Source organism: Brachybacterium muris (genome assembly GCF_016907455.1).
GTDB lineage: Bacteria > Actinomycetota > Actinomycetes > Actinomycetales > Dermabacteraceae > Brachybacterium > Brachybacterium muris.
This window is the reverse complement of the sequence record NZ_JAFBCB010000001.1, coordinates 542,493-567,744: the sequence shown is the minus strand read 5'-3', so window position 1 is coordinate 567,744 and position 25,252 is coordinate 542,493. Positions and strand designations below refer to the sequence as shown.

General features: G+C 70.5%; 23 protein-coding genes. 12 read left to right on the top strand and 11 right to left on the bottom strand.

What is annotated here, in order from left to right; genetic code table 11:
* Positions 1-237, top strand: a complete 237-nt coding sequence (locus JOD52_RS02585; protein WP_204408709.1) for a type II toxin-antitoxin system RelE family toxin — start codon at positions 1-3, stop codon at positions 235-237.
* Here JOD52_RS02585 and JOD52_RS02580 read toward each other — a convergent pair whose 3' ends face one another.
* The 5 genes from JOD52_RS02580 to JOD52_RS02560 all read right to left on the bottom strand — a co-directional run bounded on the left by JOD52_RS02580 (position 238) and on the right by JOD52_RS02560 (position 7,318).
* Complete coding sequence (locus JOD52_RS02580; protein WP_239551747.1) at positions 238-1,365, bottom strand: ThiF family adenylyltransferase; 1,128 nt, start codon at positions 1,363-1,365, stop codon at positions 238-240. It abuts the gene before it with no gap.
* A gap of 79 nt (positions 1,366-1,444) precedes the next feature.
* On the bottom strand, positions 1,445-3,199 hold the full coding sequence (locus tag JOD52_RS02575; RefSeq protein ID WP_204408708.1) for an ABC transporter family substrate-binding protein: 1,755 nt from the start codon (positions 3,197-3,199) through the stop codon (positions 1,445-1,447).
* A 279-nt stretch (positions 3,200-3,478) separates the two neighbouring features.
* Positions 3,479-5,296 (bottom strand): ABC transporter ATP-binding protein, encoded by a 1,818-nt coding sequence (locus JOD52_RS02570; RefSeq protein WP_204408707.1) that lies wholly within the window; start codon positions 5,294-5,296, stop codon positions 3,479-3,481.
* Positions 5,297-5,307: 11 nt separating this feature from the next.
* Positions 5,308-6,321 (bottom strand): ABC transporter permease, encoded by a 1,014-nt coding sequence (locus JOD52_RS02565; protein WP_017822287.1) that lies wholly within the window; start codon positions 6,319-6,321, stop codon positions 5,308-5,310.
* 4 nt (positions 6,322-6,325) lie between these two features.
* Complete coding sequence (locus JOD52_RS02560) at positions 6,326-7,318, bottom strand: ABC transporter permease (RefSeq protein ID WP_031306875.1); 993 nt, start codon at positions 7,316-7,318, stop codon at positions 6,326-6,328.
* A gap of 346 nt (positions 7,319-7,664) precedes the next feature.
* On the opposite strand from JOD52_RS02560, the gene JOD52_RS02555 reads away from it, so the two are divergent.
* Both JOD52_RS02555 and JOD52_RS02550 read left to right on the top strand, forming a co-directional pair.
* Entirely contained in the window at positions 7,665-7,994 is a 330-nt protein-coding gene (locus JOD52_RS02555) for a hypothetical protein (RefSeq protein ID WP_204408706.1), read from the top strand.
* Complete coding sequence (locus JOD52_RS02550) at positions 7,991-9,676, top strand: ABC transporter substrate-binding protein (RefSeq protein ID WP_204408705.1); 1,686 nt, start codon at positions 7,991-7,993, stop codon at positions 9,674-9,676. The genes JOD52_RS02555 and JOD52_RS02550 overlap by 4 nt, the downstream gene beginning before the upstream one ends.
* 2 nt (positions 9,677-9,678) lie before the next feature.
* Here the strand turns inward: JOD52_RS02550 and JOD52_RS02545 are convergent, their stop codons facing one another.
* Positions 9,679-10,968 (bottom strand): molybdopterin molybdotransferase MoeA, encoded by a 1,290-nt coding sequence (locus JOD52_RS02545; protein ID WP_239551745.1) that lies wholly within the window; start codon positions 10,966-10,968, stop codon positions 9,679-9,681.
* Positions 10,969-11,069: 101 nt separating this feature from the next.
* Between JOD52_RS02545 and JOD52_RS02540 the strand changes: the two genes are divergently transcribed.
* The 7 genes from JOD52_RS02540 to JOD52_RS02510 all read left to right on the top strand — a co-directional run bounded on the left by JOD52_RS02540 (position 11,070) and on the right by JOD52_RS02510 (position 17,841).
* The gene (locus tag JOD52_RS02540) at positions 11,070-12,056 is read left to right on the top strand and encodes an NADP-dependent oxidoreductase (RefSeq protein WP_204408704.1); all 987 of its coding nucleotides are present in this window, start codon (positions 11,070-11,072) and stop codon (positions 12,054-12,056) included.
* 72 nt (positions 12,057-12,128) lie between these two features.
* Positions 12,129-13,403, top strand: coding sequence for a THUMP-like domain-containing protein (locus JOD52_RS02535; protein WP_204408703.1), 1,275 nt, complete (start codon positions 12,129-12,131; stop codon positions 13,401-13,403).
* A 47-nt stretch (positions 13,404-13,450) separates the two neighbouring features.
* On the top strand, positions 13,451-14,179 hold the full coding sequence (locus JOD52_RS17680) for a DUF4129 domain-containing protein (protein WP_204408702.1): 729 nt from the start codon (positions 13,451-13,453) through the stop codon (positions 14,177-14,179).
* Positions 14,176-14,697, top strand: coding sequence for a hypothetical protein (locus JOD52_RS02525; RefSeq protein WP_204408701.1), 522 nt, complete (start codon positions 14,176-14,178; stop codon positions 14,695-14,697). Before JOD52_RS17680 ends, JOD52_RS02525 begins: the two co-directional genes overlap by 4 nt.
* On the top strand, positions 14,694-15,821 hold the full coding sequence (locus JOD52_RS02520; protein WP_204408700.1) for an AAA family ATPase: 1,128 nt from the start codon (positions 14,694-14,696) through the stop codon (positions 15,819-15,821). The genes JOD52_RS02525 and JOD52_RS02520 overlap by 4 nt, the downstream gene beginning before the upstream one ends.
* Positions 15,818-17,191 (top strand): DUF58 domain-containing protein, encoded by a 1,374-nt coding sequence (locus JOD52_RS02515; protein WP_204408699.1) that lies wholly within the window; start codon positions 15,818-15,820, stop codon positions 17,189-17,191. Before JOD52_RS02520 ends, JOD52_RS02515 begins: the two co-directional genes overlap by 4 nt.
* Positions 17,191-17,841, top strand: a complete 651-nt coding sequence (locus JOD52_RS02510) for a hypothetical protein (protein ID WP_204408698.1) — start codon at positions 17,191-17,193, stop codon at positions 17,839-17,841. Before JOD52_RS02515 ends, JOD52_RS02510 begins: the two co-directional genes overlap by 1 nt.
* 74 nt (positions 17,842-17,915) lie before the next feature.
* Here JOD52_RS02510 and JOD52_RS02505 read toward each other — a convergent pair whose 3' ends face one another.
* The 3 genes from JOD52_RS02505 to JOD52_RS02495 form a co-directional block, all read right to left on the bottom strand.
* Positions 17,916-18,173 carry a Txe/YoeB family addiction module toxin gene (locus tag JOD52_RS02505; RefSeq protein WP_204408697.1) on the bottom strand — a complete coding sequence of 86 codons (258 nt, stop codon included), beginning with the start codon at positions 18,171-18,173 and terminating at the stop codon, positions 17,916-17,918.
* A gap of 1 nt (position 18,174) precedes the next feature.
* Positions 18,175-18,432 (bottom strand): type II toxin-antitoxin system Phd/YefM family antitoxin, encoded by a 258-nt coding sequence (locus JOD52_RS02500; RefSeq protein ID WP_017822300.1) that lies wholly within the window; start codon positions 18,430-18,432, stop codon positions 18,175-18,177.
* Positions 18,433-18,629: 197 nt separating this feature from the next.
* Positions 18,630-20,180 (bottom strand): sulfatase family protein, encoded by a 1,551-nt coding sequence (locus JOD52_RS02495; RefSeq protein WP_204408696.1) that lies wholly within the window; start codon positions 20,178-20,180, stop codon positions 18,630-18,632.
* Between the two features lie 141 nt (positions 20,181-20,321).
* On the opposite strand from JOD52_RS02495, the gene msrA reads away from it, so the two are divergent.
* Positions 20,322-21,020 (top strand): peptide-methionine (S)-S-oxide reductase MsrA, encoded by a 699-nt coding sequence (gene msrA, locus JOD52_RS02490; protein ID WP_204408695.1) that lies wholly within the window; start codon positions 20,322-20,324, stop codon positions 21,018-21,020.
* Positions 21,021-21,169: 149 nt separating this feature from the next.
* On the opposite strand, the gene JOD52_RS02485 is transcribed toward msrA, so the two are convergent.
* Entirely contained in the window at positions 21,170-22,054 is an 885-nt protein-coding gene (locus tag JOD52_RS02485) for a hypothetical protein (protein WP_204408694.1), read from the bottom strand.
* A gap of 216 nt (positions 22,055-22,270) precedes the next feature.
* Here JOD52_RS02485 and JOD52_RS02480 point away from each other — a divergent pair, with 216 nt between their 5' ends.
* Positions 22,271-23,767, top strand: coding sequence for a DUF2079 domain-containing protein (locus JOD52_RS02480; RefSeq protein WP_204408693.1), 1,497 nt, complete (start codon positions 22,271-22,273; stop codon positions 23,765-23,767).
* 51 nt (positions 23,768-23,818) lie between these two features.
* On the opposite strand, the gene JOD52_RS02475 is transcribed toward JOD52_RS02480, so the two are convergent.
* Complete coding sequence (locus JOD52_RS02475) at positions 23,819-25,252, bottom strand: alpha/beta fold hydrolase (protein WP_204408692.1); 1,434 nt, start codon at positions 25,250-25,252, stop codon at positions 23,819-23,821.

The window sequence follows — 25,252 nt, the reverse complement described above, 5'->3', positions numbered from 1 at the left end:
ATGCCGGCGGGAGCCAGTGGTCCCCACCGCGGCGGCTACTGGCCCCCGTCGGCACGATCGGCGGTCCCCAAGAGCAAGATTCGGTGGCTCCCACGACTACGAATACTCACACCGCACGTGCCGTACTCGATCTCCTACAGTCGCTCAGCAGCGAAAGCACTCAAGAGCATCGAGCACGAAGAAGTGCTCATCCTGGTACTCCGCATCGGTCATCGACGCGAGGTCTATCGCCAGTGATCACCTGGTGAGTTCGATGCCGAGCTGGTCGGCGCGGTCGCGCAGCCCCTCGAAGCCGCCGGCCAGGGAGCGCACCGCGATGCCTCGGCCGGCCAGGGTGCGCTGGGTGCTGGAGGAACGGGTGCCCGCAGCGCAGTAGAGCACAGCACCCTCGAGCGCTGAGTCCCTGTGCGCATCTGCGGCATCCTTCCCATCGGCCGCCAGCAGGGTGCCCATCGGCAGATGCTCCGCCCCGGCGACCATGCCGCGGGCTACTTCGTGGTCCTCGCGGATGTCGATCACCCGCACCCCCGCAGCCAGCAGACCGGGCAGCTGTTCGGCCGTGACCTCGTCGGTGGCAGGTCCCGTGGGCCCGGGCAGGCCACAGGTGAGCGTGAGGTCCTCCAGCTCGGTGACCGCCTCACGTGCAGGGTGACGGGCCACCGGCACCTCCATCCAGCGCGCGGTGAGCGCGTCGTACAGGGCGATGCGGCCGTGGAGGGTCTCCCCCACACCGAGGATGTGCTTGACGGCCTCCATCGCCATGGTGGAGCCGATCACCCCGCACAGCATTCCCAGTACCCCGGCCTCGGAACAGCTGGGCACCTCTCCCGGGCGCGGCGGCACGGGATGCACATCGCGGTAGGTGACGCCCGTTCCCCCGGCGCCGTGGAACAGGCTCACCTGACCGGTGAAGCCCAGGATCGAGCCCCACACCAGCGGCAGGTCCAGGATCTCGCAGGCATCGGAGGCCAGGTACCGGGTGGGGAAGTTGTCGGTGCCGTCCAGCACCAGATCGTGCCCCGCCAGTACCTCCAGGGCGTTGGTGGGGGTGAAGTTGTCCACCACGGCCCGCACGTGGACCTCGGGGTTCAGCGCCGCCAGATGCTCGGCCGCGCTCACGGCCTTGGGCCTGCCCACCGCGTCGGTGCGGTGGATGACCTGGCGGTGCAGGTTGCTGAGGTCCACCGTGTCCGCGTCGATCACCGTGATCGAGCCGATCCCGGCGGCCGCGAGGTAGGACAGCACCGGGGCACCGAGTCCGCCCGCTCCGATCACGGCCACGCGCGCGTCACCGAGCTTCTCCTGCCCCGTGATCCCCACCTGGGGCAGGCGCATCTGACGGAGGTATCGGGGATCAGCAGTCATGGCACCAAGTCTCCCACTGCCGGACAACGGGGAGGAGCCCCGAGCGTGAACGCTCGGGGCTCCTCAGATGCGGGTCGGATCAGCCGTTGAGCTTGTCCGAACCGGCGACGTAGCCGATCTTGGTCCAATTCGGGCGCTCGAAGCCCCAGGCCCCGTAGTTGGCGAGATCCGGGTGCTGGACGAAGAAGTCGTAGGACTGCCACAGCGGGAGCACACCGGCGGCCTCCCACAGGTGGGCATCGGCCTCGTTCATGATCTCCAGGCGCTTGGCGGGATCGGTCTCCACCGCGGCCTGGTCGAGCAGCAGATCGACCTCGGGAGAGGAGACCTTGCCGAAGTTCTGCTCTCCGTCGGTCTTCCAGATCGCGTCACCGGAGGACAGGAACGGGTTGCCGACCCAGCCGAACAGGGTCAGGTCGAACTCGCCGGGGATCACGTACTTGGAGAACAGATCCGTCGGCGGCACCTTCTGCACGTTCATGGTGATGCCCACAGCCTTGAGGGCCTCCTGGACCACGGGCACCACGGCCTCGTTGGTCTTGGAGCCGTCGTTGTACACGTAGGTGATCTCGATGGCCTTGCCGTCCTTGGTGTAGACGTCGCCCTCCATCGTGTACCCGGCATCCTCCAGGAGCTTCTTGGCGGCGTCGGGATCGGGCTTGCCCATATCACCGGCGTTGTCCTGGTAGCCCTCCTGGTTGGTCATCAGCAGGCGGTTGTTCAGCGGCTCGGTGTTCTCCGGGTACGGCATGGTGGAGTTGACCGAGAGGAACACCTCATGGCGATCGATGGCCCGGAAGATGGCCTGACGCACGGCCTGGTCCGCCAGCGGGCGACCCTCGGCACCGTTCAGGGTGATGTGGGTCCAGTTCGGGCCCGCGGCCTTGCGCAGCACGGCACCGTTGTCGATCAGCGGCTCCACCACGGAGTAGGTGGCGGGGACGGTGGTCTTGATGACGTCCAGCTGACCGTTCTGGAAGCTGGTGGCCATCGCCGAGGGATCCTCGATGGTGGTGAACAGCACCTGGGACAGCAGGGCCTTGTCGCCCCACCAGTTCTCGTCCGGCTCGAGCAGCACGGTCTTGTTGGCGGCGTCGATCTTGCCCACCTTGTAGGGGCCGGCGGTGACCAGAGGCTCCGCAATCCAGCCAGTGTTGAAGGCCTCAGCCGACTCGACCAGCGAGTCCGGCAGAACTGCGGCCAGACCCATCCAATCGGCGTACTTCTCCTTGAAGGTGACCACAGCGGTGAGGTCGTTCTCACCCTGCTCGATCTTCTCGACCTTGTCGTAGCCCTCGGAAGAGGCGATGCCGTAGTCCGGCTTGGAACCGTCCAGGTAGGTGAAAGCGTTCTCGATGGACTTGAAGTTGATCGGGGTGCCGTCAGACCACTGCATGCCCTCGTTCAGCTCGATCTCCATGACCTGGGGGTCCTCGGAGGTGAGTTCGAGCCGCTTCAGGTAGAGCTCATTCGCGGTGACTTCGCCAGTGGCGTTCGACCACCAGAGCTCGAGCGGGAAGATCGCTCGCAGCATCTCGCTGGTGTTGGCCTCGTTGCCGTCCGTATGGGCGGGATTCCAGTTGGCCGGGAAGGCGTTGTTGGCCAGGCGCAGCACGCCACCCTCGCCGAGCTCGTCGCGCTCCTTGGCATTGATGTCGTTCTGATCCGCCGCGATCTGGTCGCCGCCGCCACCGCCGCCGTCCGAGCCGCCGGAGCCACCGGTGCCGCCGGAGCCGCCACCCTGGCCGGTGTCCTGGCTGCAGGCCGCCAGCGCCGTCACGGTCACTGCCGACAGGGCAGTCGCCCCCAGCATGGAACGTCGCGTGAATCGCATGTGGATCTCCTTCGCTCACGGGCTCCGAGATCTTCGGGCCCGCTCGATGTATCGAGCCGTGCTGCGGGGCCTGGAAGTGGCCTCCATGGCCACGGTCCTCGCGCGCGGTGAAATCAGTCTATGGACCTCGTGACCCGCGACACGCCTTGGGGCCCACCCTGTTACCTGTTCGCAACACTGCAGGTCCGCGCGCAATCACGCGTGGTGATGCCCGCAGGCATGGCGAAGGGGGCCACGCTGCTCGCGTGGCCCCCTTCGTCGGATCCGGTCGGTCCGGCCTCAGCCTGCGGCGTGGGAACCGCCCGCGTTCCTGTTCAGCGGATCCACGATCCCTGCTGCGGCGTCGTCCTCGTCCAGGTTCTCCGAGCCCGCGAAGGCCTCGCGGTCGATCACCTGGCGGCGGCGCTGCCGGGCGATCTCCGGATCCGGGATCGGCACCGCGGCCAGCAGCTCCTTGCTGTAGGGGTGCTGCGGGTTCGCGAACACTTCGTCGGTGGGGCCGAGCTCCACGATCTTGCCCGCCTTCATCACGGCGATGCGGTCGGAGATGTGGCGCACCACGGACAGGTCGTGGGAGACGAACAGGAAGCTCACGCCCAGGCGGGCCTTGAGATCGGCCAGCATGGCCAGCACGCCGGCCTGCACGGTCACGTCCAGGGCGGAGGTGGGCTCGTCCAGCACGATCAGCTTGGGGTCGCAGGCCAGTGCGCGGGCCACGCCCACGCGCTGACGCTGACCGCCGGAGAACTCCGTGGGGAAACGAGCGGCGTGCTGGGGGAGCAGGCCCACCATGCCCAGCAGCCAGTCCACACGCTCGTTCATCCGCTTGTCGCTGTAGCCCTGCACGCGCATGGGCTCCTTGATGATGTCGGCGATGGGCATGCGGGGGTCCAGGGACGCCATCGGGTCCTGGAACACGATCGAGACGTCCGCCCGCATGGCGGCGCGCTCCTTGCGGGAGAGGTTCTCGGTCTCCGTGTCGGCGATCTTGATGGATCCCTGCTGCGGGGCGCGCAGCTGCATGATCTCCATCAGGGTGGTCGTCTTGCCGCAGCCGGACTCGCCCACCAGGGCCAGGCACTCGCCCTCACGGATGTCGAAGGAGATGCCGTCCACCGCACGCTGCTCCCCCACCTTGCGACGCACCAGGGCGCCCTTGGTGATCGGGTACACGCGGTGCAGGTCGGTGACCTCGAGGACCTTGGGCCGTTGCTCGCGGGGGGCCTTGGGGCCGGCGCTGTCGGCGATCTTGGCGAGGTCCAGCATCGCCGAGCCCGCCACGCTGTCGGTGTGGTCGGTGCCGGCCAGGTCCACGCGGGGCACCGCCGAGAGCAGGGCCCGGGTGTACTCCTCGCGGGGGCGGTAGAAGATCTCGTCCACCCCGCCGGTCTCCACCAGCTGCGCTTCCTTCATCACCAGCACGCGGTCGGCGAAGCCGGCGACCACGCCCATGTCGTGGGTGATCAGCACGGTGGCCGCGCCCAGCATCTCCTGGGCGCTCTTGAGCAGCTCCATCACCTGCGCCTGGATGGTGACGTCCAGGGCGGTGGTGGGCTCATCGGCGATGATCAGCTCGGGCTCGTTGGCGATCGCCATCGCGATCATGGCGCGCTGGCGCATGCCGCCGGAGAACTCGTGGGGGTACTGCTTGGCACGCCGCTGCGGCTCCGGGATGCCCACGGCCTCCAGCAGCTCCACGGCCCGGCGGTGGGCCTTGTCGGCGCTCACGTTCGGGTGGTGGATGCGCACCACCTCCGCGATCTGGCGGCCGATCTGGTACACCGGGGTCAGGGCCGACAGCGGGTCCTGGAAGATCATCGAGATGGTGTTGCCGCGCAGGGTGGACAGCTGCTTGTCGTCCATCGTGAACAGCTTCTTGCCCATCAGTTCGATCTCGCCGCTGATGGTGGCGCTCTTGGGAAGCAGGCCCATCACGGCCAGGGAGCTCACGGACTTGCCGGAGCCGGACTCGCCCACGATCGCCAGGGCCTCGCCCTGACGCACCTCGTAGTCGAGGTTCTGGACGGCCTGCACGGTGCCGTACTCGGAGGGGAACGTGACGCTCAGGTCACGCACGGAAAGGATCGGATCAGACATTCGGCTCCCCCTCAGAGTCGGCTGGAGCCGCTGGTCGGGTCGAGGGCGTCGCGCAGTGCTTCACCCATGAGGTTGATGGAGATCACCAGGGCGGCGAGCACGGCCGCCGGCGGGATCCAGGTGTACGGGGCCGAGATGTTGTAGTCCTGCAGCACCGTGCCCAGCGAAACCTGCGGATACTGGATGCCGAAGCCGATGAAGGACAGGCCCGTCTCGCCCAGGATCGCGGCGCTCACCCCGAGGGTGGTGTCGATGATGATCCAGCTGGCGATGTTGGGGATGATGTGCCGCACCATCGTGATGATGGGGTTCACGCCCATGAACTTGGCGGCCTCGACGTACTCGGTGCGCACCAGCTGCTGGGTCATGGCTCGCAGCACACGGGCGGTGAGCATCCAGGCGAACAGGGCCAGCAGCGGGATCATCCACAGCCAGGAGGCCGACTGCAAGACCGGGCTGAACAGCATCAGCAGCAGCAGCGAGGGGATCACCAGGAACAGGTTGATCAGGTTCACCAGCGCGCCGTCGCCGATCGCGCCCCACTTGCCCTTGCCGCCGATGTAACCGGCGGTGATGCCCACCACCAGCGCCAGGAACGTGGTGAGAACCGCGGTGCCCAGGCCGATCACCAGGGAGATCCGCAGGCCCGCCATGGTGCGGGCGAAGATGTCCAGGCCGTTCTCGTTGACCCCGAACCAGTGGAACTGGGAGGGGCCGGTCAGCGAGTTGCGCAGGTCCCGCTCGAAGGGACCGTACTGGTAGAACATCGGCGCGAAGATCGCCATCAGCACCAGCACGGTGAAGATGATCATCCCCACCCAGGCGCCGCGGTTGCGCAGGAAGCGCCTGCGCAGCAGCTCGCCGCGGCTGAGCGACTCGATGCCCGGGCCGTCGCCGGCGGGCTCGTCCTCCCTGAAGGTCGGGTCGTCCAGGGCGGAGCCCATGACGGGATTCGCATCGGGCTCGGTCTGACGACGCAGTTCGGAGGCGTCGTCGGTGGAACGGATGCCGCCAGGATTCGTCATCGTCTCACCGGATCCTCGGGTCGAGCGCGCCCTGCAGGATGTCTGCGAAGGTGGCGGAGAGCAGGGTCAGGACGGCGGTGTAGAGGACCACGCCGGCGGTCCCGTTCACATCGGCCATGCCGATCGCGGAGACCGCGAAGCGACCCACGCCCTGCCAGTTGAACATGAGCTCCACGAACAGCGAGCCGGTGAAGGCCGCGCCCACGGCGAAGGCGAAGTACTGGCCCATGGGGATCAGCGCCATGCGCAGGCCGTGGCGGTTCATCGCCTGCCCGCGGGTGAGGCCCTTGGCGCGGGCGGTGCGCAGGTAGTCGCTGCCCAGCACGTCCAGGGTGGTGACCTTCATGTACCGCGAGTAGGAGGCCGCGGCACTGAGGGACAGCACGATGGTGGGCATCACCAGTGCCTTGATCTGGTACTCGATCGAGGCCCATGACCCGGGTGTCAGCAGCGGGTTGATGGGGTTGATCGCGGGCAGGCCCCAGCCGGTCACGTCCATGATCCCCTGGTTGGTCTGCTGCACGATCAGGATGATCACGGGGGTGGGCAGGGACAGGATGAAGAAGGCCAGCAGGGTGGTGAGGCGGTCACCGATGGAGTCGCGGGCCACGGCCGCGATCATGCCCAGCAGCACACCGGCCACGGTGCCGATGATGGTGCCCAGCACCACCAGGCGCAGGCTGATGGGGATCCGGTTGGCCAGCTCCGTGGTCACCGGGACCATCGACTTGTTGGTGCCGGTGGTGACGCCCAGGTCACCCCGCACCAGGCCTCCCAGCCAGTTCGCGTAGCGCTCCATCAGCGGGGTGTCGGGGTTGACGTTTCGCACGTCGAGGTACATCTGCGCCGTCTGGTACGGCACCGGCTCGGTGGCGATCGGCGGGTACAGCACTTCTTGCGGGTTCATGAGTGCGGCGGCCAGCAGGTAGGCGAAGCTCGTCGCCAGGAACGCCAGGATCACGTACGTGAGCGCTCGGATTGCGACGAATCTAGCCACGTCGTCTCCTCGGCATGCGGTCCACCATCCGTTCCGTTCCTCTCCGTACTGTCGACGCGTCTGACCGGGCCCGGCCGTCGTGCACCAGGGCACGACATGCTGGACCCCTCGACGGACGCCCACCACATCCTTGCGGACGGGTTCCCCAGCTCCACGGCTGATTCCGCCGACTGCTTACTCACGGTGCGCTCCGGGTGTACCGGATTCACGCATCCGGCCACGATAGCGCCTGACACGATAATGCCTTGACAGCCGGGGTCCTGTCTCGGGAACGGGTTGTGGACTCCCCTCCCGCCCCCGCCCGTGCCTGAGGCGCCCCTGCAGGGTGCGAAGTTATGCTCGAATCGTGACCTTCCTGCATCTGATCGTGCTCGCCCTCGGCGTCGTCCTGTGCGTGGTGGCGGCCGATCTGCTGCGCCACCGGGACCGCGGCACCTGGCCGATCGGGGTGCTCGTGCTCGTGCTGATCCCGCTGACCGGCTGGACCTACAGCCCCTGGCTGGCCTCCCTCACCCTGGGCCTCGCCCTGGGATACGGGGCGATCGCGGGGCTGGACCTGGTGCGCTCGGTGATGCGAGGACGCCGCGAACGCCGGGACTCCAAGCAGCGAAGGGAGCAGGAACGCGCCCGGCAGATGGAGGAACCGGAAGCCGACCCCCACCGGACGGTCCTGTGAGCATCCCGCCCACGCGGCGAGCGCTGCTCAGCGGCGCGGGGCTGCTGGGCACCGGCATCGTGCTGACAGCCTGCGACGGGGGCTCCCCTGCCCCGGGCACCCCGTCGGCCACCACCAGCGCGCCGACCCTGCCGGATGTGGGCTGGGAGCGCGCCGACCACACCGTGGTGCCGGAGGGTGGAACGCTGCGCCTGGTGGTGCCTCGCCTGCCGGAGAACTGGAACTCCCATCACGTGGCCGGGGCCGTGGCCGAGCTGGACCTGCTGCGTGGGCCGATGGGACTGGGGGCGGAGTTCACGGCCCAGGGCATCGACCCCGATCCCACGTACATCGAGAGCTCCCAGGTCACCGCCACCCAACCGCAGACGGTGAGCTTCCGGTATAACCCCGCCGCCACCTGGGAGGACGGCAGCCCCATCACCGTGGCGGATCTGATCTCCCGCTGGCAGGCGAACAACGGCAGCGACCCTGCGTACCAGGTGGCCACCACTGCCGGCTGGGACCGCATCCACTCCATCGAACAGACCGGCGACGAGTTCACCGGCAGGATCGTGTTCGCCTCTCCCTACGCCGACTGGCCCACCGTGCTGCATCCGGATGTGCCCGCCACGGTCACCGCCACGCCCCAGGCCTTCAACCAGGAGTTCGTCTCCACGCCCACTCCCTCCCGCGGCCCCTTCCGGGTGGAGTCGATCGATGCCGCAGGCGGCGTGGTGACGATGGTGCGCAACGAGAACTGGTGGGGCCGCGCCCCGCGGCTGGAGCGCATCGTGGTCACCGCGATGGACTCGGCCCAGACCCCTGGTGCCTTCGTGGCCGGTGAGCTCGACGTGCTCGAGGTGAGCACCCCCGAGGAACTCGAGCAGGTGGCAACGCGCAGCGATGCCCAGATCCAGAAGGCGGCGGGCTCCTCCTTCACGCACCTGACCCTCAACGTGGCAGGGCCCGAGGCCCACCTGGACGATGCCGCGGTGCGGGAGGCCATCGCCCGCGGCATCAACCGGCAGGCCCTCGCCCATGCCGCCCTGGACCCCCTTGGCGCGCCGGTGACTCTGATGGACAACCTGGTGTTCCTCCCAGGCCAGCCCGGCTACCGGGACTCCTTCGGCGGGCTCGCGCATGATCCGGAGGCCGCCGCAGCGCTGCTGGACGAGGCCGGCTGGGTGCTGGAGGGCGAACGGCGCTCCAAGGACGGCCGGCCCCTGTCGATCGTGATGGTGGTGCCCTCCGATTCGCCGTCCCTCGCCCAGCGGGCGGCACTGGTGCAGGAGGACCTCACCGCCCTGGGCATCGAGGTCGAGGTGCGCACTGTCCCGGCGGCGGAGTTCTTCGCCCCGCATCTCGCCGGCGGAGACTTCGACCTGACCACTTTCGCGTGGCGGGTGACACGCTTCCCCGGGACCTCCGCAGTGGCGATGGCCTATCCCTTGGAATCGGGCCAGAACTTCACCGGCATGGCCGAGGATCGGATCGGGCCGGTGGTGGAGCAGCTGGACGCCGCGACCGAGGAGGACGAGCGCACCAGGCTGGCCAATGAGATCTCCACCCTCATCGCGCAGACCTTCACCGTGATCCCCTTGCACGTGGTGCCGGAGGTGTGGGCCGTGCGTGACGGGGTGCTGAACCTGGGTCCCTCCAGTGTGGAGCGGGTGGACTGGACCGCAGTGGGCCTGCGCGACTGAGTTCAGAGGGGCAGCACCAGCACCGTGCCTACAGCCGCTGCATCCGCGCAGGGCGCTCCGCCGGCATCCGCTTGGTCCTTCACCCCGGGCTCCCGCAGCACCAGGGCATCGGCCCGGGCGTACGGCGTCAGGCGCCTGCCGGGCAGCACGTCCACCACTTCCGTGCCGTCGCTCGTGGTGCGCAGCCTGCCGGGCTGGGCGAGCACGGCGCGGCGATGCCGGTGGCTGCTGAACGGCCCCGGGTCCTCCCCCAGCAGCACTCGTCGGGGCTCGGCGTGGCCGGCGGGCAGCAGCTGCCGCACGAACAGGTAGTACCCCACCAGTGCACCGACGGGCGTACCGGGCAGGTGGATCACCGGGGTTCCGCCAGGCAGGCGTCCCATGCCCTGCGGCCCGCCCGGGCGCAGGGCAAGATGCACCAGCTGGGAGGTGCCGGTGCCCCCGTCACCCAGTGCCGCGCGCACCACGTCGAAGGCGCCCTGACCGATCCCGCCGGTGGTCAGCACCAGATCGCATTCGGATTCGATCTCGGTCAGCAGGGAGCACAGGGTGGCGGGGTCATCCCCGGTGTGCCAGGCGCGCGCTGCAGCACCATCGGCCTCCAAGGCGCTGGTGAGCATCAGGCCGTTGGACTCGCGCACCATGCCGGGAGCGGGATCTGCCGCGGCGGTGCGGGCATCGTCGGCGCCCTGGCCGCTGGTCGCCAGTTCATCGCCCGTGACCACCACGCCCACGCGCGGTCGCGCGAGCACGGGCAGGGAGGTGATGCCCAGGGCCCGTGCCACCCCGATCAGTCCCGCGCCCACCTGGTCGCCTGCCTCGGCCAGCAGGTCGTCGCGGGTGGCTTCCTCCCCGCGCCCACGGATGTGGCGGTTCTCGGGCGGCAGCGCATCGAGGGTGATCGTCACCTCGGCCGGGACCGCACCGAAGGGGTCCGCATCGGTGGCCTCCACCTCCACCACCGCATCGGCACCACCCGGCGCCGGGGCGCCGGTCATGATGCGCATGGCCACGCCGAGGGGCAGCTCCGGGGACGTGCCGGGACGGGCCGGGATGTCGGCCACGACGGGCAGGCGGGTGGCACCAGGTGCGGTGAGATCGGATCGACGCACCGCGAAGCCGTCCATCGCCGACAGCGGCACGGCGGGGATGTCCTCGGGACTGGTGACGGGCCGGGCCAGCACACGTCCGAGGGCCTCACCGAGCGGCAGGTCCAGGCACCCGGGGTCGAGGACGACCTGCTCACGCACGGTGGCTCGCCAGGTGAACACGTCGATCGAGGAGCCGCTCATCACTCCATCATGCACCGATGCCGGCGTCGCCGTCTGCCACCACCTCCCGTGAGCTCGCCCCGCCCCTCGCCTTCCACGCATGCGGGGTGCATGATGGAGGCATGCGCGCGATCGTGTTCGACCGCTTCGGCGGTCCCGAGGTCCTCACCGTGGCCAGCGATGCCCCGGAGCCGGAACCGACGCCCGAGGAGGTGCTGGTGCAGGTCACCCACGTGGGCCTGAACCCGCTGGACCACAAGATCCGTGACGGCTCCTCCCGCCTCGCGTCCCAACTGGAGCTGCCGGCGGGCACGGGGCGTGAGATGGCCGGCACCGTGATCAGCGGCGGCGCCGACCTGGACGACTCGGAGCTGGGCTCGCGGGGCCTGGCCCCTGGCACTCGCGTGTTCGGCATGCGCCCGCCCGGGGACCTGCGCGGTACGGCGGCCGAGGTGATCGCGATCGCGGCCGACGCCCTCTCCCCCGTGCCCACCGAGGTGATGCACGAGGAACTGCCCCGGTGGGCCGGTCTGGCCCTGGTGGGTCTCACCGCGATCTCCGCCGTGGACGATGCCGCGAGGGTCTGCGCGGGTGACACGGTGCTGATCCACGGCGGCACCGGCGGGGTGGGCCAGCTGCTGATCCCCATGGCCCTGGAGGCCGGGGCCTCCCAGGTGTGGGCCACCGGTCGTGCCGCCAACGCGCAGCGCATCCGTGAGCTCGGCGCCACCCCGATCGCCTACGACGAGGAGGACTGGGAGAAGGTGATCGAGGAGGCCACCGAGGGTCGCGGGGTGGACGTGGTGCTGGACACCCACTACCACTCCACGTTCCTGCCCAGCCTGGACCACATCGCTCCCGGCGGCCGTGCGGTGCCCCTGCCCACCCTGGCCGACCTCACGCCCGCGACCGAGCGTGGCATCACCGCGGTGATCCCGGAGATCACCGTGACCCGCGATCGCCTGGACCGACTGGTGATCGGACTGCGCGAGGGCCACTACCCGCTGGAGGTGTCCCATGTGCTGCCACTGGAGCAGATATCCCGGGCCCACGAACTGCTCGAGGGCGGCCACACCCGCGGGAAGATCGTGCTGGACCTCGACGCGTGAGCGTGCAGGGGCAGTGCCCGACAGGTGCACGGCAGGAACAGGACCCGGCGCGGACCCGGTAGGGTCGCACCCATGCCTGCGCCCCTCGCCGACGACGCCGATGATGCGGTGCGTGCACTGGAACCCCTGCTGCACCCCGACGGCTGGGCACTGCTGAACTCCCTTCCCCCCTACCAGGAGCAGGACGCCCTGCGCCTCGGCGCCCGCCTTCGCGAGGCCGGGCACGATGCGGCCCTGGTCTCCGCCGCCCTCACGCAGGCCAGGCTGCGGGCCCGCGGAGCCGAGAAGTTCGGGGAGTTCGCCGCCTCGATGCTGTTCACCCCACACGGCCTCGAACAGGCCACCCGACTGCCCGTGGCCGCCCTGCACGCCGAACGCTTCGCCCGCGCCGGCGTGGCCTCGGTGGCCGACCTGGGCTGCGGGATCGGCGGGGACTCGATGGCCCTGTCGGGCCTGGGCATGGACGTGCTGGCGGTGGACCGCGACCCCGCCACCGTGGCCGTGGCCACCGTGAACCTGCGTCCCTTCCCCACCGCCCGGGTGCGGCTGGGCCGCGCCGAGGGCCATGACCCCACCGAGACCGAGGGCATCTGGCTGGATCCTGCCCGCCGCACCGTCTCTGGTCGCGGCAGTCGCCGCATCCACGACCCCGAGGAGTACGAACCGCCGTTGTCGGCCGTGATCGACCTGGCCTCCCGGTTGGGCAGCGCACAGGGCCGCGAGGGGTTCGGCCCGCTGGGTGCGAAGCTCGGACCTGCGATCGACCGCGACGCCCTGCCTACAGGGACGGAGACCCAGTGGCTGTCCTGGCACGGCCAGGTGCTGGAGGCCGCCTGCTGGTTCGGCCCCCTGGCCACCCCGGAGACACCCACCAGTGCCCTGGTGGTGGACCGCACCGGTGCGCACCGGCTCTCCGGTGGTGCCGACGTACCTGGCGATCCCGAGCCAGGGGCGCTGTCGGACCACCTGTACGAGCCCGACGGAGCCGTGATCCGCGCAGGCCTGATCGGTCTGCTCGCCCAGGACCTGGGGGCCCACACCCTTGACCCCACGATCGCCTACCTGACCTGCGAGTATCGCGCCACCACCCCGTTCGCCCGCGGGTACGCCGTGCGCGACGTGATGCCCTTCAACCTCAAGCACCTCACGACCTACCTCAAGGAGCACAGGCTCGGGGTGCTGGAGATCAAGAAGCGCGGCACCGCCGTGGAGCCCGATGAACTGAGGCGCAAGCTGCGTCCGCGGCGCTTCGGTGACGAATCGGCCACCCTGGTCCTCACCCGCATCGCCGGGGAGCAGCACGTGATCGTGGCCTCCCCGCACCGTGACGCGCCCGGGGCGCACTGATGACGGGACCGTCGACCACCCCCGGCAGCGACCAGGACTCAGCTCCCGTGGCCTCGCGCCCCGGCAGTGGCGGCAGCGCCCACCGTCTGGTCGCGGTGCTGCTGTTCGTGGCGGCGCTGGGCGGGATCGCCCTGGCCACCCTGGGAGCGAGCGCCGACCGCGGTTCCCTGGGCTCTTACGACGGCCCCACCCGGGACGTCGTCACGGTGCGCGGCAGCACCCCACCGCCGTCGGTCGCCCCGGAGCAGGAGGAGCCCACCGACGTGCCCGAGCCGCCGCAGACGCGCACATCCTCCGGCACCGGCTCCGCCCTGCTGGTGGTGCTGCTGGCCGTGGTCGTCACGGGCCTCGCGGTGTGGCTGCTGATCCGGATGCGGGCCCTGGTGAGCCCACCGCTGGAGGAAGCGGAGGAGATGCCGGATGCCGAGGAGCTCACCGTGGAGCAGGCCCGCGGCGCCCTGGCCGATGCCCGCGAGCGCCTCTCCACCGAGGTGGACGCGCAGGACGCCGTGATCGCTGCCTGGTTGACGCTGGAGAGCGCCATCGCCCAGGTGGGGATCCGCCGCCGACCCTCCCAGACCACCCTGGAGTACGTGGTGGACGTGCTGGGAGGGGCGGACCTCGATGCCACTGATCTGGACCGCCTCGCGCACCTGTACCGGCGAGCCCTGTTCGATGCCGCGCCGCTGACCGAGTCCGATCGCGACAGCGCCCTGGCGCTGCTGGACCGCCTCACCGCCCAGCTGGACCAGCACGCGGACGGGGGAGCGCGATGACCCTGCGCGACGACCTGCTGCCACTGCTGTGGCGCCTCGCCGCCGGAGCGGGCCTCGCAGCGGCAGTGATCGTGGTGGCCGGCCTGTTCGACCTCCACCTCTCCTGGCCGGTGCCGCTCGCGGTGGGCCTGGCCGTCGGCGCGGTGCTGTGGATCATCCACATGGAGGCCGACCGCGACGAGCCGCTGCACCATCCCGATCTGGACCTCGCCGCGGACTACGCCCTCCCCCACGCCCAGGACATGCGCGTGCGCCGCCTCGAGGACGCCGTCCATGGGGCCCAGCCCTCCCGCCGCATGACCGCCCGCAGCCTGGGCCAGGTGCTCGGGGAGATCGCCGACGAACGCGCTCTGGCCCCTGATCCGCCTGCCCTCAGCAGCGGGCTGACCACGCTGATCGAACGCTCCCGCACCCCCGCCGGCCCCGACGGTTCCGTACCGGAGGTAGCCCCCATCGACCGCCGTACCCTGCACCGCTATCTTCATGAGCTCGCCGCGCGCGAGGAGAGGGACCGATGACCCACACCCCGAGCACCGTGCCCACGCCGACATCCACCCAGGAGGCCGCCCGGGCCGCCACCGCCGTGCTCGATGCCGTGGAGACCGCGGTCGTCGGCAAGCGGGAGGCCCTGGAGCTGGTGCTGGCCGGGATCCTCGCCGGTGGCCACGTGCTGCTGGAGGACCTGCCGGGGCTGGGCAAGACCCTCGCCGCGCGCTCCTTCGCGCAGGCCCTGGGCCTGCCCTTCACCCGTGCGCAGTTCACCCCCGACCTGCTGCCGGCCGACCTCACCGGTGCCGAGGTGTTCGACCAGCGCACCGGCGAGTTCGTGTTCCGTCCGGGGCCCGTGTTCACCGGTCTGCTGCTGGCCGACGAGATCAACCGCACCCCGCCCAAGACCCAGTCCGCGCTGCTGGAGGCGATGCAGGAGCGGCAGGTCTCGGTCGAGGGGACCACCCGCAAGCTGCCCCAGCCCTTCCACGTGCTGGCCACCGCCAACCCTGTCGAGCACGAGGGCACCTACCCGCTGCCGGAGGCGCAGCTGGACCGGTTCCTGCTGCGGCTGTCCTTCGGCTACCCCAGCCCTGCCCAGGAGTGGGACGTGGTGGCCCGACGCATCCGCCGCCGCCAGGAGGAGCAGACCGTTCCCCAGGTGCTGGACGCCGACGGTCTGCTGGCCGCGCAGCAGGCCGTGGAGACCGTGCACGTGGAGGACAGCGTGGGCCACTACGCCGTGGAGCTGGTGACCGCCACCCGCGATCACTCCCACTCCCTGGTGGGAGCCTCCCCCCGCGGCACCCTGGCGCTGATCACCTGCGCCCGTGCCCTGGCGGTGATCCGGGGACGCGACTACGTGGTGCCCGAGGACGTCAAGCAGCTGGCCCACCCGGCGCTCGACCATCGCGTCACCGTCAAGCCCGAGCTGTGGCTGCAGAACGCCACCGGTGCGGGCGTGGTCGAATCCGCCCTGGGGTCAGTCGCGGTGCCCGCCGCCGTCGAGCCCGCGCCCGGCAGGTCGGGGCGCGCCGACACGTCCGAGCACGCCGGCACGACCGCGCACGCCGGCACGTCCGAGCACGCCTCGGCGCCCGGCCACGCCCGATCCGAGACGGGACCTGCAGGCGGCCCCCGGGACGGCGCGTGAGCTCCTCCCCCACAGGCCCCCGTCGCGACCCCGGCAGCGCCCCGGGTCGCGGCGGTGAACGCCTGCCCACCCGGCCCACCGCCGCCCTGGTGCGCGCCGCCATCGTTGGCTGCGCCGCGCTGGCCCTCGCCGTGCTGCTGGGCAGGCCGGAGCTGATCCTGGCGGGGCTGCCGCTGCTGGTGTGGGCACTGATCGCGATCGCCCGTCGCATCGCACGCGAGGAGATGCGCGGCACCACCCCCGCAGTGCTGAGACTGGGGCGCGGGGTGATCGAGGAGGACGCCACCACCGCGATCAGCGTGCGCAGCACCCCCGGAGTGCTCACCACCGCCACCGCGCCGATGCAGCCCCACGCCGATCTCAGCCCCCGCTACGGCTCGCTCAGCGGCGACGGCGAGGCACGCCTCCGGCTCACCTCCCACCGCTGGGGCCGCGTGGACGTGGGACCGGTGCACGTGCTGCTCACCGATTCCCTGGGGGCCTTCCGTGCCCAGCAGACCCTGCCCGCCCGCGCCCTGCAGGTGGTGCCGGCATCGACCGTGCTCGATGCCCCCGTGTCCGTCCCCACCCCGATCGGGGTGAGCGGAGTGCACCTGTCCACCCGTCGCGGTGACGGCACGGCGCTGTCGGAGGTGCGGCAGTTCCGCCCCGGCGATCGCCTGCACCGCATCAACTGGCGCGTCACCTCCCGTACCGGGAAGCTGCACACCAACGCCACCTTCACCGAGCAGGACACCGACGTCCTCATCGTCACCGACACCACCGCTGACGTGCGGCCCGCCCCCTGGGCCGACGACGAGGCCCCCTCCAGCCTGGACATGACCATCCGCGCCACCTCCGCCGTGGCCCGGCACTACCTGACCGCCGGGGACCGGGTGTCCCTGTTCGACCTGGGCCACCTGATCGGCCCGGTCCCTGCCGGCACCGGCCCGCGCCAACTGCGGGTGCTCACCGACGCCCTGTCCCGGTCACGCCGAGAGGACGGGCTGGCCAAGCCGGCCCGTCGTCTGCGCAGCGTACGCACGGGCACACTGACCGTGGTGTGCTCCCCGCTGCTGGCCCCCACCACCATCACCCAGATCGGTGAGCTGGTGGCGCAGGGTGCCGACGTGATCGTGGTGGACACCCTTCCGCCCAGCATCGGGGACGTCTCCGTGCTGCGCGGCAGGTCCGTGCGGATCAACGACGCCTCCTCGGAGCGGTTCTGGCCGGAGGCATGGGCGCTGCGGCGCATGCTGCGCGAACGCACGGTCCGGGAACTGCGCGAGGCCGGGGTGCCGGTCACCGCCTGGGAGGGCCCGTCGTCCCTGGCGCCGGTGCTGCTGTCCCTGTCGCAGGCCCGGTCGGCCCCGCGGATGAGGAGGTCCTGATGCGTCTGTCCCAGATGATGGATCCGGTGGCGCAGCGCCTGCTGGAGCTGCGCACCGTGAGCCCCTCCCAACTGCTTCTGCGCGGGATCGGCGTGGCCGCCACCGTGGCGGCCCTGCTGCTGGCCTCCCCCGGCCCGCTCGACTCGAACCTGGGCTCGATCCTGGCGGCGATGACGGTGGCCTGCGGCCTGCTGATCCAGGTGCTGCGACCGGACTCCGACCTGGGGCTGCTCTCCCCCATCGCCGTCCTCCTGCTGCTGGCCGGGCAGGGCGGCCTGGGCGGCACAGACCCGACTGCCGGACAGAGTGCCGGGGCGAGTGCGGGGGAGAGTGTTGGCGCGAGTGCCGGGCAGAGTGCCGGGGCCGTTCTAGCCGACGGGGCTCTGCTCACCGCAGCAGGCGTGGGGTTCGCGCTGCTGGTCGCCCACATCGCCTTCGCGATCGCCGCGACCGCCCCGGCTCACGGTGTCCAGTCGCGCTCTGCCTGGTCCCTGATGGGGCGCGGGGCCGCGACGGTGCTGGGTGGGAGTGTGCTGGCGAGCCTGATGGTGGTGGCGCTGATCGGCGTGGACCTGGGGCCGTGGATGATCGTGCCGGGGATCCTCGCCGTCATCGCCCTGTTCGCCGTGGTGCTCCCGCGCGGGGACTAGACGCGGTGCTGCCTCGCGAGGGCTAGCCGCGGTGCTACCGCGGCGGGACACAAGCAGACGCCCTCGCCCCAGCGCTATCCATAGTGGTACCGGCACGCGGCAACACGGATCTCATCGCCGGACACCTTGTACACGAGGCGGTGCTCGTCGGTGATGCGGCGTGACCAGTAGCCCTCGAAATCGTGCTTGAGAGCCTCAGGCTTGCCGATGCCCTCGTTCCCGTTCCGCTCGACGTCCTTGCGCAGCAGGTTGATCCGCTTCAGGACACGACGGTCCTGAGCCTGCCACCACACGTAGTCCTCCCACGCGTGCTCATCCCACACCAGCAGCACGTCACTGGTCCTCGGCGAGCTCGTGCACGGTCCCTCGGCCGGTCTCAAGACGTTCCATGGCATCCAGCAGACGCCGCGCATTGGCCGGCGAACGCATCAGATAGGCCGTCTCACGCATCGACTCGTAGTCCTCGAGGGACACGATGACGACGGGCTCATGCCCCGCACGGGTCACGATGACCTCTTCACGGTCATTGATCACGCTGTCCAGTACCTCTGCGTACTTGGCCCTGGATTCTGTGTAGCTGATAGTGCGCACGATCCACCTCCTGTACAGAAAACTGTACGCTCCGGAAACCTCGGCTGCAATGGTCGGGGACGAGGTGGGGCGAGAGCCGAGGCCACGGCCGCCGCCCACGCACAGATCCGCGTCGGAATTCGTGCACCGAAGCGACACCGATCTGTGCGTCGGCACCTCGGTCGGTGCAGAAGTGCCCGGGAGTCAGGCCACGAAGCTCAGCCCCAGTCGGGACGCGGGGTGTCCGGGCCCTCGTAGGGGCGGTCACCCAGCTGCTCCTGGAGGGTGCGCAACCGCTTCTCCAGCTGGGCCCGCACCTGGGCCTGGGCCGGGTCGTCCGCGATGTTGTGCAGCTCCGCGGGGTCGGCCACCAGGTCGTACATCTCCCACTCGGGTTCGCGGAGCGCATCGCTCGAACCGGGAGCGCCCATGCCGTCGCCGTAGTAGTGGATCAGCTTGTGGGTGGTGGTGCGGATGCCGTAGTGCGCGGGGGCATCGTGGGAGGGGTCCTCGTGCTCCCAGTACCGGTAGTACATGGCATCGGGCCAGGCAGCGAGCAGGTCGTCGTCGGCCCTGCCGTCCAGCAGCGGCAGCAGGCTGCGTCCCTGCTGCTGTGGCAGTTCCTGCTGGGGGTCCAGGCCGGTGGCATCGAGGATCGTGGCGGCGATGTCCACGTTGGTGGCGAGCTGGTCCACCACTGCGCCGGGGCGGATGCGGGCCGGCCAGCGCACCATCATCGGCATCTGCAGGGACTCGTCGAACATCAGGCGCTTGTCGTACCAGCCGTGGTCGCCCAGGAAGAAGCCCTGGTCGGAGGTGTACACCACGATGGTCTCCTCGGCGATGCCGTGCCGTTCCAACGCTTCCAGCACACGGCCGGTGGAGTCGTCGACCGCCTGCACCGTCTGCAGGTAGTCGCGCATGTACAGCTGGTAGTTGCGGCGCAGGCGCGCCTCGCGGTTCTCCTCCCCCTGCAGCTCCGGTGGTGTGGGGGTCTTGATGTCGGTCTCGAGCATGTCGTCGGCCACGCTCATCCGCACCCCGCGCACGGCTCGGCTGCGGCCCTCGTGGGTGTCGTACAGGGTGTCGGGCTCGGGGATGGAGCCGGCCGGGTACAGCTCGGCGTGGCGGGGGTGAGGGATCCAGTTGCGGTGCGGCGCCTTGTGGTGCAGCAGCAGGCAGACGGGCTGATCGGGGTGCTCGGCCCGGGAGCGGTCCAGGAAGTCCAGGGCGATGTCGGTGACGGTGTCGGTGGCGTAGCCGGGAACGGTGCCCTCGGTCCGCTCACCGTGGGCGTCGACCCCGTACATGACCGGGTCGTTGTACTCGCCCTGGCCGTGGTAGATCCGCCATTCATCGAAGCCCTGCGGATCGTTCTGCGGGGCCTCACCCAGGTGCCACTTGCCGAACAGCGCCGTGCGGTACCCGCAGTCGTGCAGGACCTGCGGGAAGGTGCGCACCCGGTAGTCGAAGCCCGAGTAGATCGTGGCCGCGCCGTTGACGTGCGAGTACGTTCCGCTGAGGATGCTGGCCCGGCTGGGCGTGCAGATCGAGTTGGTGCAGTACAGGGAATCCAGCCGCGCGCCCTCGGTGGCGATGCGATCCAGGTGCGGGGTGGCGTTGATGCGCCCGGAGTAGGCGCTGATCGCGTGGGCGGCGTGGTCGTCGGTGAGGATGAAGACGATGTTCGGGCGCTTCGCGGACTCACCAGGGGTAGTGGGCACGGCTGCGGTGGCGGGCACGGCTGCGGTGGCGGCGGCAGGATCCATGTCCGCCATCCTTCCATCGAACTGATTCGGGTCGGGTGCCGCTCAAGGACCGGCAGCCGTGGGCGAGCACCGCTCCGCTGAGGGCGAAGCAGTGGCGGGCGCCACGGCGCGACCGGCCCACCTCGGCGTACGGTGGGGCGCATGTGGCAGATGATGGACCTGCTGTACGGGCACAAGAAGCAGATGGTCACCCGGGAGGAAGCCCTCCCCGGGCGTGACCGGTACCCCTATGCGCTCGCCCGCGAGCACCTGGTGCTGGGCACCGACATGCTGGGCCCGGACTCCCCCACCGACCCGCGGCCCTGGCCCGCAGGTGCCGAGGAGATCATCCTGGCCGGCGGCTGCTTCTGGGGCATCGAGCGGATCGCCTGGCAGATTCCCGGGGTGCATACCACCTCCTCCGGGTACGCCGGCGGATTCACGCCCCACCCCACGTACGAGGAAGTGTTCTCGGCCCGCACCGGGCACACCGAGGCGGTGCGCGTGATCTACACCGGGGGCGATGACACCCTGCGGGCCCTGCTTACCGAGTTCTGGGAGCAGCACGACCCCACCACCGCCAACCGTCAGGGCAACGACGTGGGCACCGAGTACCGCAGCGCCGTGTACTGGACCACCCCCGCGCAGGGCGAGATAGTGCGCGACAGCGCCGCCCGGTACCAGGAGGCCCTCTCCGAGGCCGGCCGCGGCACCATCACCACCGAGCTGTCCCCGCTGGCCGAGGCCGGCAACGGCGTCTACTACACGGCTGAGCCGGAGCACCAGCAGTACCTGGCCCGCAACCCCTCCGGCTACTGCAACCACGGTTTCAACGGGGTGGCCTGCAGCATCGGCGCCTGAGGCGTCCGAGACCGACAGGGACGCGCCCGGGATCGGCACGGAACCGTCCGGACATGCTGTGGGCGGGACGCGTCCCCCGACACGTCCCGCCCACAGGTACCCGCCCGCACCTCTCGCAGGCTCTCGCCCGCACCCCTGACGTTCCTTGGTCAGACCGCCTGCTCGGACTCGGTCTGCACGGTGATCTCCGCCGGCCGGGGCCACCGGAAATCCGGGGAAGACAGCGACTCGATCGCCGCCTCCAGCTGCTCGTCGTCCACGACCCCTGCCTCATCGGCGAAGGTCTCGTCGTCCACCATCACACTCAGCATGCTGAGCACGCCGTCACCGATCTGCAGTTCGAGGCGGTAGGTGATCCCCTCGCGCTCGAACGAGCCGGTGGCCGGCCAGGTCTGCTGGTGGGGCACCACCAGGTGCTCCGCGTCCTCCACGATCAGAAGCACATCGCTGCTGGGGTAGCCGAGGTCCTGGGTGCGCACGCCGGCAAGCTGCTCGCGCAGGGTCGGGGCACCGGGAAGCTCCTCGCCGCCCTCGGGCGCGGCCAGCAGCAGGCCGATGAGCTCCCGCACCGGCTCGGGCAGGTCCTGCGGCTCGGGCTCCTCGAAGGCGTCGCTCGCGGCGAGCCACCCGTCCCCCACCGGCGTCTTCGCATACAGCAGCGCCGCGGAAGCAGCGTTGACTACGGCCATCGCCAGGCGCGGCCTGGGAACACCCACGCCCTCCAGGATGTCCACGATCTTCCCGTCCACGTGCTCGGTGAGGTCCATCAGGCCCATGGTCAGGCCGCCCATCAGCAGGCCGTCCCGGGCCGGGTCCATGATCGGCTCATCCTCCCGCGCGAGATCCGCGCCCAGCAGACCACTGCCCACGGACACGGCCGTGCGGTAGGCGGCACGCTGCCACGGGCCCAGGTCGCGCGGCTCGATCAGCGTGAGCGCACCGGAGACACCCGCGGCGATCAGCATCCGGGTACGACGGGATGCGAGGGGGCCGGGGAGGGCGGAACCGGGGTCGAAGATCGAGGAGGAGCTCATGGATGCACCGTAGACGCGGGCCCATCGACGGACGTCGAACTCTGGTCGTATCCGTCCTGTCGAAGGTCTAGTCCTTGCGAACCGGCGCGGCATCCACCAGCGGGCGGTGGCCGACGGCTCGGTGACCCTCGAGTTCGACATGCCCCGCTGGGGTTCCTGAGCTGCGCTGCAGTTCCTGAACTGCGCGACCCCCACTGCCCCGTATAGCCTCGCAGCGTGCCTGAAGCGACCGTCCGCCCCTCCGGGTCCCCGCCTCCCGAGGCCGGGAGCACCGAGGCCGGGAGCACCGAGCCCGAACTGCATGCCCCCAAGGGGAACGAGCTCGGCACCGACTCCGCGGCCCTGTGGACCCGTCGCCTGGTGCCGCCGCTGCTCGCGGTCCTGGCCACCCTCGCTTACGGGCTGCTGGGCTCCCGGCAGTGGCGGAACCTCGTCTCCCCCTCCTGGGACCTGGGGATATTCACCCAGCTGGCCCGCGCGTACGGGGAGTTCGGTGCCCCGATCGTGCCCATCAAGGGCGACGAGGTGAACCTGCTGGGCGATCACTTCCATCCGATCCTGGTGCTGCTGGCCCCGGTGTGGTGGGCGTGGCCTTCCGGTGAGGCGCTGCTGTGGACCCAGGCGCTGCTGTTCGGCATCTCCGCGATCCCCCTGACCCGGGTGGCCATCGACCGTCTGGGTCCCGGTCTCGGCTCTGCTGCGGGGGCGGCGTATGTGTTCTCCTTCGGCCTGCAGGCCGCGGCCGACGTGCAGTTCCACGAGATCGCCTTTGCCGTGCCGCTGCTCGCGTTCTCCCTGAGCGCCCTGCTGCGGGAACGGATCGGGCTGGCCGTGGCCTGGGCCGCGCCGCTGGTGCTGGTCAAGGAGGACCTGGGACTCACGGTCGCGGTGCTCGGCGCGGTGATCGCGCTGCGCCACCGCACGCATCGGCGCGAGGGGCTGGGGCTGGCGAGCTGGGGCATCGGCTGGTTCGTGCTGTCCACCTTCGTGGTCCTGCCGATCCTCAACACCGCCGGTCAGTACGACTACACCGACAACCTGGGCTCCCCGCTGGACGTGTTCTGGCCGCCGTTGAAGTGGATGACGGTGGGGATGCTGCTGCTGGCCGCCGGGCTGATCGGGGCCCGCTCCCCGCTGATCTGGCTGATGGTCCCCACCCTGGCCTGGCGCTTCACCGGCACGGTGGAGTTCTATTGGGACTGGTACTGGCACTACAACGCGGTGCTGATGCCGATCGCGCTGGCCGCACTGCTGGATGCCCTGGGTGACCGGCGGACCGGGCGCGCGACGGCGTGGTTGAGGACGAACGTGCCTCGCCCCGCCCGTTCCGTGCGCATCACCGCGGTCGCGGCCTCTGCCACCGTCACGCTGGTGCTGGGCGCCTCGATGCCGCTGCTGGACCTGGCTCGGGAGCACACGTGGGAGCGCACCTGGCGTGCCGCACCCGCGCAGGAGGCCCTGGACGCGGTACCGGACGGCGCTGTCCTGGCCTCCGACATCACCCTGCTGGCGCAGGCGGTGCCCGACCACGACGTGCAGTGGGTGCACGGGCCGAACCTGCGGGTGCCGGACTGCGTGCTGGCCGACCGGTACGCCTTCTCCTGGGGTGATCGCTTCCCCGAGGACCCGGCCGGATGGGCGCAGGAACGCTGGGGCGCGAGCTACGCCACCGTGCTGGACGAGGGCGGGTTCATCGTGGTGTGCCGCAACTGACGGGCCCGGTCAGTGCAACGGATGCCGGAGGCGCGCTCGTTCGGCTTCAGATCAGTCCAAACGCACTCGGCGGGAGCGGCGTGCCATCGGATCGGCGTGGGCCTCCTCGCGCCGGGCTCGGGCCGACTCGAACCGGAGCCGCCACGGGGAGAGCCGCTCGGCGGTCATGGCCAGCTGCAGACCGCGCTGCAGCACCTGGTTCACGGGGGTCGCCGGCAGGGCAGCGAGCTCGTCCGCACGCTCGGGCAGCAGGTGCGCCGCTCCGGCGACGCTCCAGCGTGCCGCCACCTGCGCCACCTGCGAATGGGAGTCCAGCACCGAGTGACCGGTGCCAGGCAGCTCCAGCAGGCTCGCCCCCGGGATCCGCTGCGCGAGGCTGCGCGCCGTGGACGGGGGGTAGATCAGGTTCCGGCCACCGGTGATCACCACGGTGGGGGCGGTGATGCGCGTGGACAGGTCGTGCATGTCCAGCGGCTCGCCAGAGAACCTGGGCACCGCGCGGGACTGCTCGCCGAACAGGGCCAGGGTGTCCATCGGGTCGCCGTCCGCATCGTGACCGCTGCCCAGCTCGGTGTGGGCGATCGGCGCCACCAGGTCCAGCTCCCTCACGTACGGGGTGGACTCCAGCCAGCTCTGTGCCAGCACCTGCCGGATGCTGTTCCAGGTGAGCTGCCCACGATCAATCGCCAGCAGGTCCGCCAGGTCGCGCACCGCATCGGGTCCGCCGTACTCGTGCACGGCCAGCACGATGGTGCCCGCCCGGTGGCCGTCCACCACCCCGTCCTCCACCAGACGCCGCAGTACCGCGGCGGTGGTGGCGGTCGCAGGGTCCTCGCCGTCCCAGTACATGGCGCGCAGGGCCCGCTGACCGGCCTTCTCGTCATCCACGCCGGTCAGGGGGGAGTCCAGCACCAGGGAGTGGACCCGGTCCGGGTGCAGAGCGGCGAGGCCCTGGGCCAGGTAGGCGCCGTATCCCACGCCGTACACGGTGGCCTTCTGGACGCGTGCGTGGTCCATCACCGCCAGCAGGTCGCCCAGCACCGAGCGCACCTGCATGGAGGCCATCGGGAGGTCAGCGCCGGTGGAGTCCAGGCGGGACAGGCCCACCCCGCGGTGCTCCATCATCAGCACGTCCACCCCGCGGGAGGCCAGGGAGCGGCGCAGCACGTCGTAGGGCAGCACGGAGGCCATGCCGGGACCGTCGGGGATCACCAGCAGGGGCGCCTGGGCGTGATCGAGGACCGTGCGGGAGGAACCGGGGACCCGGCGGCGGGGGAACCGCCGTGGAGTGGCACGGGCGTACCGCAGCGGGAACAGCTCCGCGCTGCCCTCCTCTGCCCCACCGTGCTCGGCGCCACCGCTGCTCACCGCATGGACACCGGCCCCGTCGATCTCGCGGTACACCGTCATCAGGTCGTTGCGGATCGACAGCAGCTCGTCCTGGCCGGGCCGCTCGATGATCGAGTGGTTGTTCAGCAGGCGCAC